The 16,344-nt window shown below is 71.7% G+C and carries 17 protein-coding genes and 1 tRNA gene; 5 read left to right on the top strand and 13 right to left on the bottom strand.

The genetic code is table 11. The features are described 5' to 3' along the window. Positions 1-161: 161 nt before the first annotated feature. A complete protein-coding gene (gene rpsT, locus IPH07_04550) occupies positions 162-431 on the top strand; it encodes a 30S ribosomal protein S20 (protein ID MBK6916653.1) in 270 nt (89 codons plus the stop codon). Between the two features lie 75 nt (positions 432-506). On the opposite strand, the gene holA is transcribed toward rpsT, so the two are convergent. Then, positions 507-1,550, bottom strand: coding sequence for a DNA polymerase III subunit delta (gene holA, locus IPH07_04545; protein ID MBK6916652.1), 1,044 nt, complete (start codon positions 1,548-1,550; stop codon positions 507-509). Further along, positions 1,547-2,836: a class I SAM-dependent RNA methyltransferase gene (locus IPH07_04540; protein ID MBK6916651.1), complete on the bottom strand. Its 1,290-nt coding sequence runs from the start codon at positions 2,834-2,836 to the stop codon at positions 1,547-1,549. The genes holA and IPH07_04540 overlap by 4 nt, the downstream gene beginning before the upstream one ends. Before the next feature lie 129 nt (positions 2,837-2,965). Between IPH07_04540 and IPH07_04535 the strand changes: the two genes are divergently transcribed. Further along, positions 2,966-3,703 carry a metallopeptidase family protein gene (locus IPH07_04535; protein ID MBK6916650.1) on the top strand — a complete coding sequence of 246 codons (738 nt, stop codon included), beginning with the start codon at positions 2,966-2,968 and terminating at the stop codon, positions 3,701-3,703. Positions 3,704-4,010: 307 nt separating this feature from the next. Further along, on the top strand, positions 4,011-4,475 hold the full coding sequence (locus IPH07_04530) for a hypothetical protein (protein ID MBK6916649.1): 465 nt from the start codon (positions 4,011-4,013) through the stop codon (positions 4,473-4,475). Between the two features lie 38 nt (positions 4,476-4,513). Here the strand turns inward: IPH07_04530 and IPH07_04525 are convergent, their stop codons facing one another. The 7 genes from IPH07_04525 to IPH07_04495 form a co-directional block, all read right to left on the bottom strand. Continuing rightward, complete coding sequence (locus IPH07_04525; GenBank protein MBK6916648.1) at positions 4,514-5,626, bottom strand: acyl-CoA dehydrogenase family protein; 1,113 nt, start codon at positions 5,624-5,626, stop codon at positions 4,514-4,516. Further along, on the bottom strand, positions 5,623-6,774 hold the full coding sequence (locus IPH07_04520; GenBank protein MBK6916647.1) for an acyl-CoA dehydrogenase family protein: 1,152 nt from the start codon (positions 6,772-6,774) through the stop codon (positions 5,623-5,625). Before IPH07_04520 ends, IPH07_04525 begins: the two co-directional genes overlap by 4 nt. Positions 6,775-6,803: 29 nt before the next feature. After that, on the bottom strand, positions 6,804-7,334 hold the full coding sequence (locus IPH07_04515; protein ID MBK6916646.1) for a hypothetical protein: 531 nt from the start codon (positions 7,332-7,334) through the stop codon (positions 6,804-6,806). Positions 7,335-7,414: 80 nt separating this feature from the next. Continuing rightward, positions 7,415-8,557 carry an acyl-CoA dehydrogenase family protein gene (locus IPH07_04510; GenBank protein MBK6916645.1) on the bottom strand — a complete coding sequence of 381 codons (1,143 nt, stop codon included), beginning with the start codon at positions 8,555-8,557 and terminating at the stop codon, positions 7,415-7,417. A 79-nt stretch (positions 8,558-8,636) separates the two neighbouring features. After that, complete coding sequence (locus tag IPH07_04505) at positions 8,637-9,419, bottom strand: enoyl-CoA hydratase/isomerase family protein (GenBank protein MBK6916644.1); 783 nt, start codon at positions 9,417-9,419, stop codon at positions 8,637-8,639. After that, positions 9,419-10,282, bottom strand: a complete 864-nt coding sequence (locus IPH07_04500; protein ID MBK6916643.1) for a 3-hydroxybutyryl-CoA dehydrogenase — start codon at positions 10,280-10,282, stop codon at positions 9,419-9,421. The genes IPH07_04505 and IPH07_04500 overlap by 1 nt, the downstream gene beginning before the upstream one ends. Position 10,283: 1 nt before the next feature. Continuing rightward, a complete protein-coding gene (locus IPH07_04495; protein MBK6916642.1) occupies positions 10,284-11,465 on the bottom strand; it encodes an acetyl-CoA C-acyltransferase in 1,182 nt (393 codons plus the stop codon). 261 nt (positions 11,466-11,726) lie between these two features. Between IPH07_04495 and IPH07_04490 the strand changes: the two genes are divergently transcribed. Next, positions 11,727-11,804, top strand: a tRNA-Met gene (locus tag IPH07_04490). Positions 11,805-11,935: 131 nt separating this feature from the next. Here the strand turns inward: IPH07_04490 and IPH07_04485 are convergent. The 3 genes from IPH07_04485 to IPH07_04475 form a co-directional block, all read right to left on the bottom strand. Beyond that, a complete protein-coding gene (locus IPH07_04485; protein MBK6916641.1) occupies positions 11,936-12,910 on the bottom strand; it encodes a hypothetical protein in 975 nt (324 codons plus the stop codon). A 296-nt stretch (positions 12,911-13,206) separates the two neighbouring features. Further along, on the bottom strand, positions 13,207-13,833 hold the full coding sequence (locus tag IPH07_04480) for a hypothetical protein (protein MBK6916640.1): 627 nt from the start codon (positions 13,831-13,833) through the stop codon (positions 13,207-13,209). Beyond that, positions 13,830-14,687, bottom strand: a complete 858-nt coding sequence (locus IPH07_04475; protein ID MBK6916639.1) for a prolipoprotein diacylglyceryl transferase — start codon at positions 14,685-14,687, stop codon at positions 13,830-13,832. The genes IPH07_04480 and IPH07_04475 overlap by 4 nt, the downstream gene beginning before the upstream one ends. Positions 14,688-14,814: 127 nt before the next feature. Between IPH07_04475 and IPH07_04470 the strand changes: the two genes are divergently transcribed. Further along, on the top strand, positions 14,815-15,882 hold the full coding sequence (locus tag IPH07_04470; GenBank protein MBK6916638.1) for a potassium channel protein: 1,068 nt from the start codon (positions 14,815-14,817) through the stop codon (positions 15,880-15,882). 11 nt (positions 15,883-15,893) lie between these two features. Here the strand turns inward: IPH07_04470 and IPH07_04465 are convergent, their stop codons facing one another. Next, on the bottom strand, positions 15,894-16,268 hold the full coding sequence (locus tag IPH07_04465; GenBank protein ID MBK6916637.1) for a TraR/DksA C4-type zinc finger protein: 375 nt from the start codon (positions 16,266-16,268) through the stop codon (positions 15,894-15,896). Between the last annotated feature and the right edge of the window lie 76 nt (positions 16,269-16,344).

Raw genomic sequence — 16,344 nt, 5'->3', positions numbered from 1 at the left:
ACGCGGGCCGGCCGGGCTCGGCGGGCGGAGGGCTCGCAGGACGGGGGGGTGCAGGCGTCCACGGGCCGGTCCACAGCCGGGTTGTCGCCCATGGCGGGGTGCCTTGACAAGCATGGGCGCCTTGGCGATAGAGTCGCGCCCCCAAAGCGAGCTTTCCGACAGTGGCGAATCACAAGTCTGCAGAGAAGCGAAACCGTCAGCGCATCAAGCGTCGTGCACGGAACCTGACCCACCTGTCGTCGATGCGCACGTTCATGAAGCGCGTCCGCAAGGCGCTCGATGGCGGCGACCTCGACGCGGCGAAGGCCGGCCTGCCCACGGCGATCACGGCGATCACCAAGGCCGCCAGCAAGGGCGTCATCCACCGCAACACCGCGTCGCGCTACGTGTCGCGACTGACCCGCGCCGTCGCCCACGCGCCGGCGAAGTAGCCGTCGCAGCGGCCCGTGACGGGCTGCGCGTGATCCTCGGAGGCTCCGCCGCTGGGCGGAGCGACGACGGGAGGGTCAGCGTGCGGCAGCGTCCGGCAGCACGGCGCACGCATCGAGGATCCACCGCTCCAGCGCCAGCTGGGGCGAGCGGGTCACGACATACGAGCCGCCCTTCAGGTCGCCGTCGAGCCGCACCAACGAGCCGAACGCGCGACGCAGGCGCGGCAGCGAGAACGTGCGCGCCTGCTCGAGCAGCTTGCGCGCCACGAACGGCGGCACGCCGGCCTTCTCCTCGAGCGCGCCCGAGCGCAGCTCGCAGCCGTGCGCCAGCATCAGCAGGCGCAGCTGCCGGGCCAGCATGCCGACCAGCGGCGCGGCCTCGGACATGCCGCCCTGCCCCTGCGCGAAGATCTTCCGCAGCACCACCAGCGCACGCTCGTGGCGGCCGGCTCCGACCGCGTCGGTCAGATCGAACACGACCGCTTCGCGGGCGTCGGCGATGACCGCCTCGACGTGGGCGAGCTCGATGCGCGCGTCGACGCCGGCGTAGGTCGCGACCTGCTCGAACGCCGACAGCAACGCCGACGGCGAGGTCCCGACCCGCTGCACCAGCGCGTCGGCGGCCGCGCGATCGATCGCGCGACCGACCCCGCGTGCGTGGTCGTGCACGAAGTCGACCGCCTCGTCGTTGCGCTTGAGCCCATCGAACTTCTCGACCGCGCCGGTCTTCTTGGCGGCCGTCACCAGCCGCGAGCGGGCATCGATGCCGGCCGAGGTGATGACCAGGACGGTGCTGGGGTTGGGCGCAGCGATGTACTCGACGAGGTTGTCGAGCAGCTTGGGATTGGCGGGCCCGCGGCCCTTGCCGATGGCCTCGGGTTCGTCGAGCTCGACCAACCGGAAGCGGGCCATGAGCGGCACCTGGGCGCAGGCCTCGAGCACGCGGCCCGGCCCTTCGAGGTCGCGGCCGGCGAAGCGCTCGTGGTTGAACGCCGCGAAGTCGGCCTCGAGCACCGCGGCGCGGATGGCCTCGAGCCGGGCCCGCAGCGGCCCGTGCTCGCTGCCGTAGAGCACATAGACCGGCCGCGGACCGTCGTCACCACGGCGGGCCGCACTCATGCCGCGGCCTTGGGCAAGAGCGTCACCACGACCTCGACCTCCGGCGTCATCGGCATCATGTCGAACACCGTCACGTCGGCGATCGCCCAGCCGTGCTTGACCAGCACCGCGAGGTCGCGCGCGAGCGTGGAGACGTCGCAGGCGACCAGCACGATGCGCTCGGTCGCGATGCGAGCGAGCGCGCGCGCAGGCCCCTGCCCGAGCCCGGCGCGCGGGGGATCGGCGACCACCACTTCGTAGCGGGACTCACCCTCCGCGATGCGGGGCAGCAGCGCCGCAACGTCGCCGTGCTTGGCGTTGATCGGCAGGTCGTGCTCGACCGCGAGCTTGCGCAGCAGGCTCACCGACTCGCGATCGTCGTCGCAGGTCCACACCCGCGTCGCGACCTTGGCCAGCGCGCGCGTGAAGTTGCCGCCGCCGGCGTAGAGCTCGAGCACGCGCTTGCCGTGGGGCTTGGCGCGGACGACCACGTGGCGCACGAGCACACGGTTGACGTCGGCGCGGGCCTGCGCGAACGAGAACGCGCTGGCGACCACGCCCGGCACCGCGGCGCTGCCGTCGATCTCGAGCAGGCACTCACCGATCTTGGCGCGCGCCCGCCCGCCGCGCAGCTCGATGCCGACCAGCACGCGATCGAGGCAGGCCTCGAGTGCGGCGCGGTTCTCCTTGGTGTCGCGGACACCGGGCAGCCCCAACACCACGTACTGGCCATCGCACAGCGCATGGACCTCACCTTGCTCGGGCAGCACCGCCGCAGCCGCACGCAATCGGTCGATCGCATGGCGCAGCGGCGGCAGCAGCACCGCGCAGCGCGGGATGTCGACCACCTCGTTGCTGCGTCGGCGGTGGAAGCCGAGCGCGAGCCCGTCGTCGCCCCGGGTGTAGTGCAGCCGCGCGCGGCGACGGTAGTTGAGGCCCTCGCGGGGGTTGGCGACGTCGGCCAGGACCGGTGCGACCGCGAACGCGCGCAGGGCATCGCGGACGATGCCGAGCTTGAGCGCCGACTGCTCGCCGGCGGCGATGTGCTGCCACTGGCAGCCGCCGCACTCGCCCGCCCATGGGCACGGCGGCGTCACGCGGGCGGGGCTCGGCTCGAGCACCTCGGTCACGCGCGCGACCACGTGCTTGCGGGCGCGCTGCACCGGCTCGGCGAGCACCAGCTCACCGGGTAGCGCGTCGGGCAGGAACCACGTCGCCGGGGTGTCCCCCGCGGTGTCCACGGGATGACCGACCGCATCACCGCCGGTCGCGAGCGTGCGGATGCGAAGGCGTACGGGGTCGTTCACGGCAGCCGGAGGGTATACCCGAAAGCGCCTCCGGGGGTGCGCCCGCGCGTCGCGCGGCGCCGGCCGTGGCGCCCGATCGCTGCGCCCACGGCACGCCAAACTGGGCCATGATCGCGGCGCCGCTCCACGATGCCGCCCGCCCGCACGCGCCTGTCACCCGCCCTCGCCGAGGCGCTCACGCTGCTCGTCGACGAGGCGCTCGATCTGCTGGCGCGCGACGAGGTCGAGCGCGCGCGCAGCAGCATCGCCGAGGCGGTCGCGCTCGCGCCCGACAGCGCCGAGGCCCGGCACCTGCAGGCCGAGCTCGCGCTCGCCGAGGACCGGCCCGACGCTGCCCGCGATCACCTGCAGGCGGCGGTGCAGGACGACCCCGATCACGCCGACGCGCACCACCTGCTGGCGCGCGTGCTGGAGGACCTCGGCGACCGCGCCGGCATGATCGAGCACGACCTGCGCGTGCTCAGCCTCGACGCGCGCACCGATCGGCGCCACGCCATCGGGACGCCCGACGACCTCGCCTTCATCGAGGATCACGCCCGCGCCGCGCTGGCCGGGCTACCACCGCACCTGGCCGAGCGCGTCGAGCACGTGCCGGTCGTGCTCGAGGCGCGGCCCCATCCGGCGCTCGTGCGCGAGGGCTTCGACAGCCGCGCGTTGGGGCTGTTCGAGGGGCCCACGGACGTGATGCATCGGCTGGGGCACGGCGATCTGCTGCCCGCCCGCATCGTGCTCTTCTATGCCAACCTGCTGGCGATGACCCGCGACGACGACGAGCTCGCCGAGCAGGTCGAGATCACCGTGCTGCACGAGCTCGGTCACTTCTTCGGCCTCGACGAAGACGAGGTCGCCGACCTCGGCCTCGAGTGACGCGCCACCTTGGCGCACGCGCGCGGGCGAGCCGACGAGGGGAAGGCCGAGGGCGGCCAGCGGTGGCCAGCGGTGGCCAGCTGGTGGCCCGATCGGGCCGCCCCGCGTCGGCGCGGCGTCCTGGTCGCGAAGCGCCCTTCGTCGCTGCGTGGCGCCGGACTGGCGCCCACCAACGCCGCGCCCGGCTACAGGGCTCGCCATCCGGATCGAGCCGGCTTGCCGTGGCGAGCGCCGTAGCCACGATCTGTGATTCCAGCAACTTGCAACTTGGCGGAGCGCGGCATGGCCATTGCTCATGGGACCGGGCATGGCGACGACGAAGACCCTCCTGGCTGCGGTGCTCACCCTCTCGACCCTCGTGGTCGGTTGCGAGCAGCAGGGTGAGACCGTCGGCGCCCGCGGTGGCGTCATCAGCTCGGACGATGGCCGCGTGACCCTCGACGTCCCCGCTGGCGCGCTGACCCACGACGTCGAGCTCACCATCGAGCTGGTCGACGAGCGCCGCGACGGCGTGGTCGGTGCCGTGTACGCCATCGAGCCGGCGGGTGTGCAGTTCATGTTCCCCGCCACCCTGACCTACGACCTGGCGGCCGACGCCGGCGACGAGACCCGCGCCTTCGATCGCACCGACGTCTCGATGGACGACCTCGTGCTCGTCACCGAGAAGGCCGACCGCTGGGCCCCGATGGCGGACCGCGAGGTCGACGAGGACGCCCAGGTGCTTTCGGCGTCGGTCATCTTCACCTCGACCTACGCGATCGTCACGCGCTAGAGGCGCGACTCGGCCCGCGTCCGACGGCCCGAGCGACCTCAGGCGAAGCGCTGGGCGATGGCCGTGCCGATGGCCTCGCGCAGCGCGACCTCGTCGGCATCCACCGACGGCAGCGCCCGCGCGTCGCGGTACATTCGCTCGATCGGGAACTCGCAGGTGTAGCCGTAGCCGCCGTGGATCTGCAGCGCGTCCGAGGACGCCGTCGCAGCCGCGCGGTGGGCCGCGAGCTGGGCCCGCGCGGCCGCGGCCATCGCCGACGACGACCCCCGATCGCAGGCATCCGCGGCCGCGAGGGTCAGCAACCACGCAGCGTCGCGCCGCGTCATGCCGTCGGCGAGCTTCCACTGAATCGCCTGGAAGCTCGCGATCGGGGCGCCGAACTGCTCGCGCTGCTTGGCGTAGGCCGCCGCCTGGCTGACGGCGGCACGGGCGAGGCCACAGCCCACGGCGGCGACGAGCGTGGCCACGCGGGCCTGGATGCGCACGATGGCCGCGGAGGCCGCGTCGCCGACCAGCCACGTGGCCTCGGGCGCCAGCGGGAGATCGAGCTCGAGTCGAGCCCACCCAGCCCCGCGTAGACCGTGGGCGGCGCGGGGCTGCGCCGCGGCCCCGGGCACGGCACGGTGGAGCGCGTCCCCCTGCGCGCCACGGCTGGCGAGCACGAGCGGCGCGCTGGCGGCCACCGCCATGCCGACCCGGCCGCGCAGCGCGAGCGCGTCGCCGACCTGCGCGTGCACGAGTCCGTGTTGCGGTCCGATCCAACCCGAGAGCTGCGAGAGCCCGGTGGTCGCCGCCGCCATCGCAGCGCCGCGCGCCTGCGCGCCCGGGAGCGCGAGTGCGAGCCCGACCGCAGCCGCCTCGTGCAGCGCGAGCAACACCGCGAGCGTGCCGCTGCTGGCGGCGACCGCCTCGATCACCCACGCCGCACCGAACAGCCCCGCCCCGAGGCCGCCGTCGGCCTCGGGCGCGCTGACACCGAGCAGTCCCAGCTCGGCGGCCTGGGCCGCGAGCCCCGGTGCGAGCGCCTCCGCGGCGTCCCACGACGCCGCGCGGGGGTCGACCTCGCGGGCCGTGAAGCTGCGCACCGCGCCCAAGAGCGCCTCGAGCGTGTCGCTGCGCGCGACCCCGGCGACGGCTGCGATCGCGCTCATGCCCGCGCCTCCTCGCCGAAGCGGCGCATGATGTCGCGCGCGATCACCAGTCGCTGCACCTCACTGGTCCCCTCGTAGATCATGGACACCCGCACGTCGCGGACCAGCCGCTCGATCGGCAGCTCGCGGTCCTGGCCGTCGGCGCCCATCACCGCCAGCGCACGATCGCAGGCGGCGACGGCCCGCTCGCTGGCCATCAGCTTGGCCATGCTGGCCTGATTGGAGAACGGCTTGCCCTCGCGCTTGAGCCACGCGGCACGGTGGGTCAGCAGCGCCGCCGCATCGAGCTCGCAGGCGTTGTCGGCGAGCGCGAACTGGACCGCCTGCGGCACGCGCTCGCCCCAGCGCTGCTTGGCCCACGCAGCGGCGACGCGCGTGGCGGCGCGACCGACCCCGAGCGCCTGCGAGGCGATGCCGATGCGGCCGCCGTCGAGCGCCATCATGGCCACGCGGAAGCCTCGGCCGGCCTCGTCGAGCAGCGCCTCGGGCCCGACCTCGCAACCCTCGAAATCAATCGCGCACGTGGTGCTGCCGCGCAGACCCAGCTTGTGCTCGGGCTTGCCGCGGCGCACGCCCGGGGTGTCGCCGGGCACCAGGAAGGTCGAGATGCCACGTGCCCCCGCGCCCTCGCCGGTGCGTGCCCACACCACGAACAGCCCGGCATCGCTGCCGCTGCTGATCCACAGCTTGCTGCCGTCGATGATCCATCCGGCGTCGGTACGACGCGCCGTGGTGCGCATGCCGCCGGGGTCACTGCCGGCGCCCGCCTCGGACAACGCGAACGCACCCACGACGTAGCGGCCGTCGCACAGCCGCGGTACGTGGTGCGCGCGCTGCTCGGGGTTGCCGAAGTGCGTGACGACCTCGGCGACCATGTTGTTGACCGCGAGCGCGACGGTGGTCGCGGCGCACGCGTCGGCGACCTCGGTGATTGCGAGGCTGTAGGCCAGCGCGCCGGCCTCGAGTCCGCCGAGGGCGCGCGGCACGTTGACGCCCAGCAGGCCCGCCCGCGTCAGCGCGCGCAGGTTCTCGTGGGGGAAGCCGCCGACGCGATCGAGCGCGGCGGCGGCGGGTCGCAGCTGCGTGTCCGCCACGTCGCGGGCCAACGCGGCCACGGCCAGCTCGGCTTCGTCGGGCGAGAAGTTCATCATCGTCGCTGGCGATCCCGGAGGCGGTGCTAGAACGCTTCGCCGATCTGGCCCTTGTAGGTGTGCTTGTAGTCGACCTCTGGCGGCGGATCGAACACCCAGCCGTCGATCGCGCCGACGATGCACTTCTCCAGGCTGTCGGGTGAGACCTCACCGATGTCGGTGCCTTTGGCGTTCTGCTTCTTGAGCCAGATGCTGATCACCTTGGCACCGCCGGCCTGGCCCTTGGTGTCGATCTGGAACTCGACCGTGAACACGCTCCGCATGAAGCGGGTCTCGGCGGTGTCCATCTCGTCCTCGAGACAGCGCTCGAAGTCGCGGTGATAGCTGTTGTGGATGGTGTCCTCGATCGAGCGCAGCGTCGCGGGCTGGATCGCGTCGCCCTGGTTCGCATGGTCCTGGGTGTACTCGCCCTCGACGATGTCCTGGCGGTACTTGCTGTCGCGGTACTTCGACGCGACGTCGGGGCTGTCGGTGTCGGTCTTCTTGCAGCCGGCGGGCAGCAGGAGCGCGACGGACACGAGCGCGAGGCGGGCGGTGGACACGGTCTTGCGGGTCATCGTTGACAGCTTTCTTGGCGTTCTTGCCCGGTCGATGCGATGGGGCTTGGGTTCTCGCAGAACAGCGGGGAGCGCGGGCATCAGCCACGCAGGAGGTCGGCAGCGATGACCACACGCTGGATCTCGCTGGTGCCCTCGTAGATCTCGGTGATCTTGGCGTCGCGGTAGAACCGCTCGACCGGGAACTCGGTGACGTAGCCATTGCCGCCGTGGATCTGGATCGCGGCCTTGGCGAGGCGGTTGGCGCACTCCGAGGCGTACAGCTTCGCCATGGCCGACTCACGGCTGTGGCGCTGCCCCGCCATCTTCATCGCGGCGGCGCGCAGGGTCAGCAGCCGCGCGGCCTCGAGGTCGGTCTCCATGTCGGCGAGCATGAAGCCCATGGCCTGGTGATCGATGACGCGCTTGCCGAAGGTGCGGCGCACGCAGGCATAGCCCGCCGCGGTCTCGAAGGCGGCGCGCGCGATGCCGAGGGCCTGCGCCGCGATGCCGATGCGTCCGCAGTCGAGCGTGGCCATCGCGATCTTGAAGCCCTCGCCAACCTTGCCGAGCAGCTGCTCGGGCCCCACGCGGTGCTGGTCGAACACGATCTGCGACGAGTGGCTGGCACGGATGCCGAGCTTGTCGTCCTTGTGTCCACGCGCGACGCCGGGCGCGTTCATGTCGATGATGAAGGCCGAGATGCCGCGGTGCCCAGCGGGCTTGTCGGTCATGCAGAACAGGATGCCGGTGTCGGCCTGGGGCCCGTTGGTGATCCAGTTCTTGGTGCCGTCGATGATCCAGCCGTCGCCGTCAGGCACCGCCACCGTCCGTTGCGCGGCGGCGTCGGAGCCGGCCTCGGGCTCACTCAGCATGAAGCAGCCCAGCTTCTGCCCCGATGCCAGCGGCACCAACCATCGCTGCTTCTGTGCCTCGCTGGCGAACTTCACCAGCGGATCGCAGACCAGCGAGTTGTTGACGCTCATGATCACGCCGGTCGAGGCACAGGCGGCCGAAATCTCCTCCATCGCGAGCACGTAGGCGATGGTGTCGAGCCCGCTGCCGCCGTACTCGACGGCGACCTCGATGCCCATCAGGCCCAGCTCGGCCATCTTGGCCACCAGCTCCTTGGGGAAGCGGGCGTCGCGGTCGATTTGTGCCGCGATCGGCTTGACGTCGCGGGCGGCGAACTCCCGCACCATCGCGACCAGGGCCTCGTGCTCCTCGGATAGCGTCAGATCCATGCGTGCAAGGTCCTCGCGGCGGACGGCCTGGAGCTTACCACGCCGCCGCCACGACCCAAGGGCCCCGCACGCGCCGCCGTCAGGTGCCGGTGAAGTTCGCCGCGCGCTTGCCGAGGAAGGCGGACATGCCCTCCTTCTGATCGGCGGTGGCGAACAGCTCGGCGAAGCCCTGCTGCTCGAGCAGGTTGGCCTCGGGCAGCGGCAGCTCGGCGCCGCGGTGCAGCACGTCCTTCACCTTGGCGATCGCCAGCGGGCCCATCTGCGCGATGGTCTCGAGCGTCGCGAGCGCGGCCGGCAGCAGCTCCTCGCGCGGCAGCACGCGGTTCACCAGGCCGATGCGGGCGGCCTCGGCGGCGTCGATCATCGCACCGCTCATGCACAGCTCGAGCGCGCGGGCCAGGCCCACCCGCCGCAGCAGCCGCTGGGTGCCGCCGAAGCCCGGGATCACGCCGAGCTTGACCTCGGGCTGACCGAAGCGCGCATGCTCGGCCGCGTAGATGAAGTCGCAGGCGAGCGCGAGCTCGCAGCCGCCCCCGAGCGCGAAGCCGTTGACCGCCGCGACGGTCGCAACCGGCAGGCTCGCAAGCAGCTCGCCGACGGCGTGTCCGCGGCCCGAGAACGCCAGCGCCGCCGCCGGCGTCATCTCCTGCATCGCGGCGATGTCGGCCCCGGCCACGAAGGCCTTCTCGCCGCTGCCGGTCAGCAGCAGCCCGCGCACGCCGGCGGTGGTGCCGGTCTGCTCGAGCACCGCCGCCAGCTCGTCGATGACCTGGGCATCGATCGCGTTCAGCACCTTGGGGCGATCGATCGTGACGATGCGGATCGCCCCCCGATCCTCGACCTTCAGCGTCGCGTAGCCCATCACTTGCCCCCGTACTCGTAGAAGCCGCGACCGGTCTTGCGACCGAGCCAGCCGGCCGCGACGTGCATGCGCAGCACGTTGGCGGCGCGGTACTTGTCGTCGCCGAGCTCGCGGTGGAGCACGTCGGCGATCGCCAGACAGGTGTCGAGGCCGATGAGATCGGCGAGCTCGAGCGGCCCCATCGGGTGGTTGAGCCCCTTCTTCACGCCCAGGTCGATGTCACCCGCGGTGCCGAGGCCCTCCTGCAGCGCGAAGCAGGCCTCGTTGATGAGCGGGATCAGCACGCGGTTGACGATGAAGCCCGGGCTGTCCTTGCTGGTGACGGTGAGCTTCCCGAGCCGCTCGGCCAGGGCGATGGTCTGCGCGTAGGTCTCGTCGCTGGTCGGCAGGCCGCGGATGATCTCGACCAGCTCCATCACCGGCACCGGGTTCATGAAGTGCATGCCGATCACGCGCTCGGGTCGCTTGGTCTGCGCACCCAGCAGCGTGATGGAGATCGAGCTGGTGTTGCTGGCGACGATCGCCCCGGGCTTGCACGCCGCGTCGAGCCCGGCCATCAGCTTCTTCTTGAGCTCGATGTTCTCGGTCGCGGCCTCGATCGCGAAGTCGACCGCGCCGAACGCCGCCACGCCATCGACCGGCTCGATGTTGGTGAGCAGCGCATCGCGGGCCTCGGCGGTGATCTTGCCCTTCTCGACCAGCTTGCCCAGGCCCTTGCCGATGCGCGCCTTGCCGGCCTCGGCGTGGGCACGGTCGACGTCGGCGAGCAGCACCTTCACGCCCTTGCCGGCGGCAACCTGCGCGATGCCGCCGCCCATCTGCCCGGCGCCCAGCACCCCGATGGTGTCGATGTTCGTGGCCATGTCAGTTCACCTCCACCATCAGCGCGACCGCTTCGCCGCCGCCGATGCACAGCGAGGCGACGCCGAGGCGACGCTTGCTCTGGCGCAGCGCGTAGATCAGCGTGGTCAGGATGCGGGCCCCCGAGGCGCCGATCGGGTGCCCCAGCGCGACCGCACCGCCGCGCACGTTCAGACGATCGCCGGCGATGCCGAGCTCGTCCTGGTTCACCAGCGCGACAACGCTGAAGGCCTCGTTGATCTCCCACAGGTCGATGTCGCCGGGCTTGTGGCCGGTCTTCGCGAGCAGGTTGGCGATGGCCTTGGCCGGCGCGGTCGTGAACCACTCCGGTGCACCGGCGCCCTGGGCGTAGCCGGCGATGCGCGCCAGCGGCGTGAGCCCGCGGCGGCTGGCCTCGTCGGCGCCCATCACCAGCAGCGCCGCGGCGCCGTCGTTGAGCGTCGAGGCGTTGCCGGCGGTGATCGTGCCGTCCTTCTTGAAGGCCGGTCGCAGGGTCGGCAGCTTGTCCACCGCACCGCGGAAGGGCTCTTCGTCCTCGCTGAACTTGGTGACCTCGCCCTTGCGCCCGGCGATCTCGACCTCGACGATCTCGTCCTTGAAGAGGCCCTCGCGCACGGCCGACTGCGCGCGCTGGTAGCTGGCGGCCGCGAACGCGTCTTGGCGCTCGCGATCGATCTTCCGCTCGCTCGCACACAGCTCGCCGGCGTTGCCCATGTGGAAGTCGTTGTACGGGTCCCACAGCCCGTCGAAGATCATGCCGTCGACCAGCTGTCCGTGGCCGAGGCGATAGCCGTTGCGGGCCTGCGGCAGGTAGTACGGCGCGTTCGACATGCTCTCCATGCCACCCGCGACGATCGCATGGGCGTCACCGGCCTTGATGGCCGAGGCCGCGAGCATCACGGTCTTCAAGCCCGAGCCGCAGACCTTGTTGACGGTGACGGCGCCGACCTCCTTGGGCACGCCCGCCGCGATGGCGGCCTGGCGCGCGGGCGCCTGGCCCTGGCCGGCCGGCAGCACGCAGCCCATCAACACCTCGTCGAGGTCCCCACCCTCGAGGCCGGCGCGGGCGAGCGCGGCCTTGATGGCGGTGGCGCCGAGCTTGGGCGCGGGCACGGAGGCGAGCGAGCCGCCGAAGCTGCCGATGGGCGTGCGGGCGGCGCTGACGATGACGACGTCACGAGACATGGTGACCCTCTTGGTTTTGGGGCCAGGCGTCGCTGTTGCGCGGCGCCTGGACGCTCACCGCTCTAGCACGCACGCCGCGAAGGCGACGATGCGTTTGGTCACCCCTCGCCCAGGCGCCATGCCCAAGGTCCTGCGGGGTTGCCCTGCCGTCGGCGACGCGCCACGTGCCCCCCATCGCCCCGATGGACCGACGAGCTCGCCGCGATCGCGCGGCCCTTGACGACCGACCGACGCTGCTGCGATAACGCCGCCCCGACCCACGCCGAGGTAGCTCAGTCGGTTGAGAGCGAGGGATTCATAACCCCTAGGTCGCCGGTTCGATTCCGGCCTTCGGCACCACAGGCGACCCGCAGCCAGCGCTGCGGGTCCACCACGAAGAAGGGCCGCTCGAACCCCGCCGGCATTGGCGAGGACGAAGCGGCCCTTCGAGCGTCACGGGCACGACCGCGGTCGTGCCCGCGGTGCGCGGCTCACATGCACACGGCGTTGTCGTCGGGGACGATGTCCGGGTTGTTCATGCAGGTCGCGTCGCTGCACGAGCCCGGGTCGTTGCAGTAGAGGCACGAGCTGAGGTTGCCGTCCGCGCAATCGGTGTCGGCGATGCCGCAGCCGCAATCGCACTCGTCGTCGCCGTAGTACGCGGGGTTGCAGGTCCAGCCGTCGATCACCGGCGCGGTGCCGACCAGGCCGTCGACGATGTCGACGCAGCCGCCACCGTCGACCACGGTCGAGACGCCCATGTCGTCGATCGTGACCTCGACCAGGCGCACGCCCGTGAAGGTGCTGCTGAAGAAGCCGCCGGCGACCGGCAGACCCGAGTACTCCACCGAGCCCTCCGACTGGAAGTAGATGCGGGTCGGGACGCCCATGGCGTCGGCGTCCTCGAGCAGCACCACGCAGTGCTCGCAGGTGGAGAGGTTGTCGTCGGGCGCCATCGACAGGTCGAAGGTGCCGCCGTCGTCGTTGGCGAGCACGACCGTGAACTGGTCGAGGGTCATGTCGTCGCCGATGAGGTCGTCGGCCTGGGTGAAGAACAGCCCCGGGTTGTTCGACGCGTCCATCATCTCGGTGGCGGTCACCTGCGCACAGTCGCTCATGGTGCCGGTCGAGCTGCTGCCGCCGCTGCCCGACGACGACGAGCCGTTGGTCGGGTCGGTGGTGCTGGTGTCGGTCGGGTCGGTGGTGCCGCTGCTGTCGCCGGTCGGGTCCGTCGTCATCGTCGTCGTCGTCGCGGTGGTGGTCGCGTCGGTGGTGGCGTCGGTGGTGTCGGCGGTCGTCGAGTTGGTCGTGGTCAGGGTGACCGACGGGTCGTCGTCGCTGCTGTCGTTCGTGGTCGAGGTGTCCGCGTTCGTGGTCGTGGTCTCTTCGCTGTCGCCCGGGCAGGCGGACAGCAGCACGACGGCGGCGAGGGACGGCAGAAGAGTGATGAGCTTGGTGTTGCGCATGGGATCAGTTCGTCTCTTGCAAGGGGTTGGCGTCGCGTGACGCACTCGGGGACATCGCGTGACATCCGAGGTGTCGTGTGCGGCGCATCGCGCGGCCGCGGGGCCACGTGGAGTGGGCGCGGCGCGGCCGCGAAGGCGCACCCTTTACCGCGCATCGGACTCGGTGCGCAGCACACCCACCTGGAGATTCCTCATGCGGAACCCCATAAGCCCGAAATTTCGCAGGATTTTCGCTTGCGACGTGGCGCCAAAGGGCAACGCAGATCGCACGAAGTTGCCCAGCGCCGCGCCCGCGCTCAGCCGCCGCGCAGGAACGTGGCGGCCGGCTCGAGCACCGTGCGACGCCACTGCAGGGTCGCGTGCAGGCCACCGACGAAGGTCGGCTCGACCCCGGGCAGTCGCATCTCATCGACCGCGACCACGCCGTCGTCGTCGCCCTCGACCAACGGATTGAAGCCGCGGGCATCACCGCGCCCCCCGGCCAGCACCAACACGTGGGCGCTGGCCGGCAGCGCCGGCAGCCGTGCGACCCGCTCGGGCTGCAGCTCGTCGGCGGCGTGGCCGTACAGCAGGCGAAACGCCCGGCGCCCCTGGTTGCGCGCGGCGAGCTGCGAGCCCCGGTTGGGCGGTGAGAGCATCACGACGCGCTGCTCGTCGCCCAGCGTCGCCGTCGTCAGGTACTTGCGCACGACCAGGGCGCCCATGCTGTGGGTCAGGAAGCCGAGCACCGGCGGCCGCGGCCCCAACCAGTCCTGCACGAACGCGTCGAGCCGTCGTGCGTGCTGCTCGAGGGTCGCGCTGCGCGTGGCGTAGTCGAACGCGCGCGGCTGCAGGCCACGGCGCCGCAGGTACGCCGCGGTCGGCCACATGCCGAGCGACGAACGCAGCGCGCCGTGCAGCAGCACCACCGGGATCGCGCTCATCGTCGCGCCCGCCCGCCGCGGGTCGCGGCCACAACGGTCGACTTCGCGGCCGCGCGCAGCCGGGTCCGCAGCACCACCGCCAGCACCGCGACGACGCACAGGGCCGCCAGCTGGCCGCGCGATGCCGGCCCCACGACGGCCGGCGCACGATCGGCGCGCATGGGCTCCTCGACGAAACTCCGCACGGCGATCAGCACCAGCGCGACACCGATCGCGTGCTGCCCCACGAAGCGCCGACGCGCGCGCTGCCACCACCACAGCCCGCCTGCGAGCAGCCCGCCCAGCACCGCCACCAGCTGCGTGGGATAGACCGGCAACGAGCTGCTGGCCGCCCGCGGCAGCAGCTGCGACAGCTCGCGGCGGTGGGCGAGGTACGCCGGCGAGCCCTCGGGGAAGCGCAGCGCAAACCGGGCCTCGGGGGCGTAGGCCCCGTAGCCCGCGCCCGACAGCAGCGCGCCGAACCCCTCCAGCGCGACCGCGAGCGCGACCGCGGGCGCGAGCACGTCGAGCCACGCCATCGCCGGGACCCCGTGACGTCGGCACTGCAGCAGCGTGATCCCCAGCGCGAAGGCCACCCCGGCGCCGGCGGAGAGCTCACCCGAGCGCAGCGCCAGCAGCGAGATCCAGCCCTCGAAGGCGGTCGGGTGCTGCAGCAGCCACACCGCGCGCGCACCGACGAGTCCGAACGCCACCGCGACCACATAGCTGCCGCCCAGGCGGTCGGCCGGCAGCCCCTCGCGCGTCGCCAGCCGGATCGCCAGCACCCAGCCGCTCACCAGGGCGAGCGCGACGAAGAAGCCGTAGGCCGAGACCTCCCACGCGAGCCCCGGGATCGTGAACAGGATCGGTGACACGGTCGAGGCGCCGCCACTAAAGCGCACCCCACGGGCGGCTGCAAGGCCGTCCGGGCTCGACGTGGGCGCGCACGCGCTATCATGCGCCGGCGCCCCTTCCCGAGGGAGGTCCGCAGGGCCGGCCTTGTTGAGCAACCGCAGCGAGAGCTGGAACTCGTCGTTCGACGCCTACGCGGCCGCCCGTCGGCGCGTCGCGTGGGCGCTGGTGGTGCTGGTGTTGGTGGTCGCGGTCGGTGCCGCCGGCTACTGGTACATCGGCTGGCTGCAGAGCCCTGGTCTGTGGCGGCTGCGCGACTGCGTGTACATGACCGTCATCACCATCACGACGGTCGGTTACGGCGAGATCCTCGACTTCCAGGCGATCCACGGCGGCCGCGAGTGGACGCAGCTGCTCCTGGTGTTCGGCGTCGCCGCCGACCTCTACGTGGTCTCGACCATCACGAGCTTCTTCGTCGAGTCGGACTTCGTGAACATCCGACGGTGGCGCAAGTTGGAGCGTCGCATGCACGACATCTCGAACCACTACATCGTGTGTGGCATCGGCCGCACCGGCATCCACGTCGTCAACGAGCTGGTCGCGGTCGGTCACGACGTGGTCGCCGTCGACGGCGACGAAGCCGTGCTCGAGGAGCTCCGCGAGCGCGGCATCCTCACCGTGCACGGCGACGCCACCGACGACGACGTGCTCGACCGCGCCGGCCTCCGCCGCGCCAAGGGCGTGGTCGCCACCCTCGACGACGACAAGACCAACATGTTCGTGGTCGTGAGCGCGCGGCAGACCAACCCCAAGCTGCGCATCGTGGTGAAGGCGCTGTCGCCCTCGGCCGCCGAGAAGCTGCGCCGCGCCGGCGCCGACGCGGTCGTCACGCCCAATTTCATCGGCGGCATGCGCATCGCCTCGGAGCTGCTGCGGCCCCACGTGGTGCGCTTCCTCGACGAGATGCTACGCGACAAGGACGCGCGCCTGCGGATCGAAGAGGCCACGATCACCGCGGCGGGATCGCTGGCCGACAAGACCCTGCGGGCGGCGAACCTGCGCGAGAGCGCGGGGGTCCTGGTGCTGGCCGTGCGCTCGGCCGACGGCGGGGTCAACTACGTGCCGCCGTCCGACCTCGAGCTACGGGTCGGCCAGACCCTCATCGCGATCGGCCGGCCCGACGAGATCGCCGCGCTGCGGCGGCTCGCCGGCGCCTGAAGGCCCCCGCGTCACTCCTCGGCGTAGACCGCTTCTTCCTTCTCCTGCGCTTCCTTGCACTGGATGCACAGCTGCGCCTCGGGACGCGCCTGCAGGCGCTTGAGCGAGATCGGGTCCTCGCACTCCTCGCAGATGCCGAAGGTGCCCTCGTCGATCTTGCGCAGCGCGTGTTCGATCTTGTCCATCAGGAAGCGCTCGCGACCACGAAGACGGAACGAGAACGCCTGCATGTACTCCGAGGAGGCCTGGTCGACCTCGTCCATGCGCTCGTCCGAGTCGATCACCATCTCGTGATCGAGGGTTCGCTTCGCCTCGTGTAGCAGCCGGTTGCGCTTCTCCTGCAGAACCTGGCGGAAGTCTTCGATCTGCGACTTGTTGAGCGCCATGTGGTGGTCTTTCGCGAGCCGAGCGGAAACCGCGGTTGGGCCGGAGATGGCCCCCCTGGCGGTTCCACGGGACCGC

The organism is Deltaproteobacteria bacterium, from assembly GCA_016709225.1.
Lineage (GTDB): Bacteria > Myxococcota_A > Polyangia > Nannocystales > Nannocystaceae > Xiheibacterium > Xiheibacterium phototrophicum.
Note: the sequence above shows the minus strand (reverse complement) of the source record. Positions and strands in the feature narration are given on the sequence as shown.

Coding starts and splice junctions, on each gene's coding strand:
- IPH07_04495 (MBK6916642.1), bottom strand. CDS start 11,465: ATGTCTCGTGACGTCGTCATCGTCAGCGCCGCCCGCACGCCCATCGGC.
- IPH07_04510 (MBK6916645.1), bottom strand. CDS start 8,557: ATGGATCTGACGCTATCCGAGGAGCACGAGGCCCTGGTCGCGATGGTG.
- IPH07_04500 (MBK6916643.1), bottom strand. CDS start 10,282: ATGGCCACGAACATCGACACCATCGGGGTGCTGGGCGCCGGGCAGATG.
- IPH07_04535 (MBK6916650.1), top strand. CDS start 2,966: ATGCCGCCCGCCCGCACGCGCCTGTCACCCGCCCTCGCCGAGGCGCTC.
- IPH07_04485 (MBK6916641.1), bottom strand. CDS start 12,910: ATGCGCAACACCAAGCTCATCACTCTTCTGCCGTCCCTCGCCGCCGTC.
- IPH07_04480 (MBK6916640.1), bottom strand. CDS start 13,833: ATGAGCGCGATCCCGGTGGTGCTGCTGCACGGCGCGCTGCGTTCGTCG.
- IPH07_04505 (MBK6916644.1), bottom strand. CDS start 9,419: ATGGGCTACGCGACGCTGAAGGTCGAGGATCGGGGGGCGATCCGCATC.
- IPH07_04515 (MBK6916646.1), bottom strand. CDS start 7,334: ATGACCCGCAAGACCGTGTCCACCGCCCGCCTCGCGCTCGTGTCCGTC.
- IPH07_04520 (MBK6916647.1), bottom strand. CDS start 6,774: ATGAACTTCTCGCCCGACGAAGCCGAGCTGGCCGTGGCCGCGTTGGCC.
- IPH07_04530 (MBK6916649.1), top strand. CDS start 4,011: ATGGCGACGACGAAGACCCTCCTGGCTGCGGTGCTCACCCTCTCGACC.
- holA (MBK6916652.1), bottom strand. CDS start 1,550: ATGAGTGCGGCCCGCCGTGGTGACGACGGTCCGCGGCCGGTCTATGTG.
- IPH07_04525 (MBK6916648.1), bottom strand. CDS start 5,626: ATGAGCGCGATCGCAGCCGTCGCCGGGGTCGCGCGCAGCGACACGCTC.
- IPH07_04465 (MBK6916637.1), bottom strand. CDS start 16,268: ATGGCGCTCAACAAGTCGCAGATCGAAGACTTCCGCCAGGTTCTGCAG.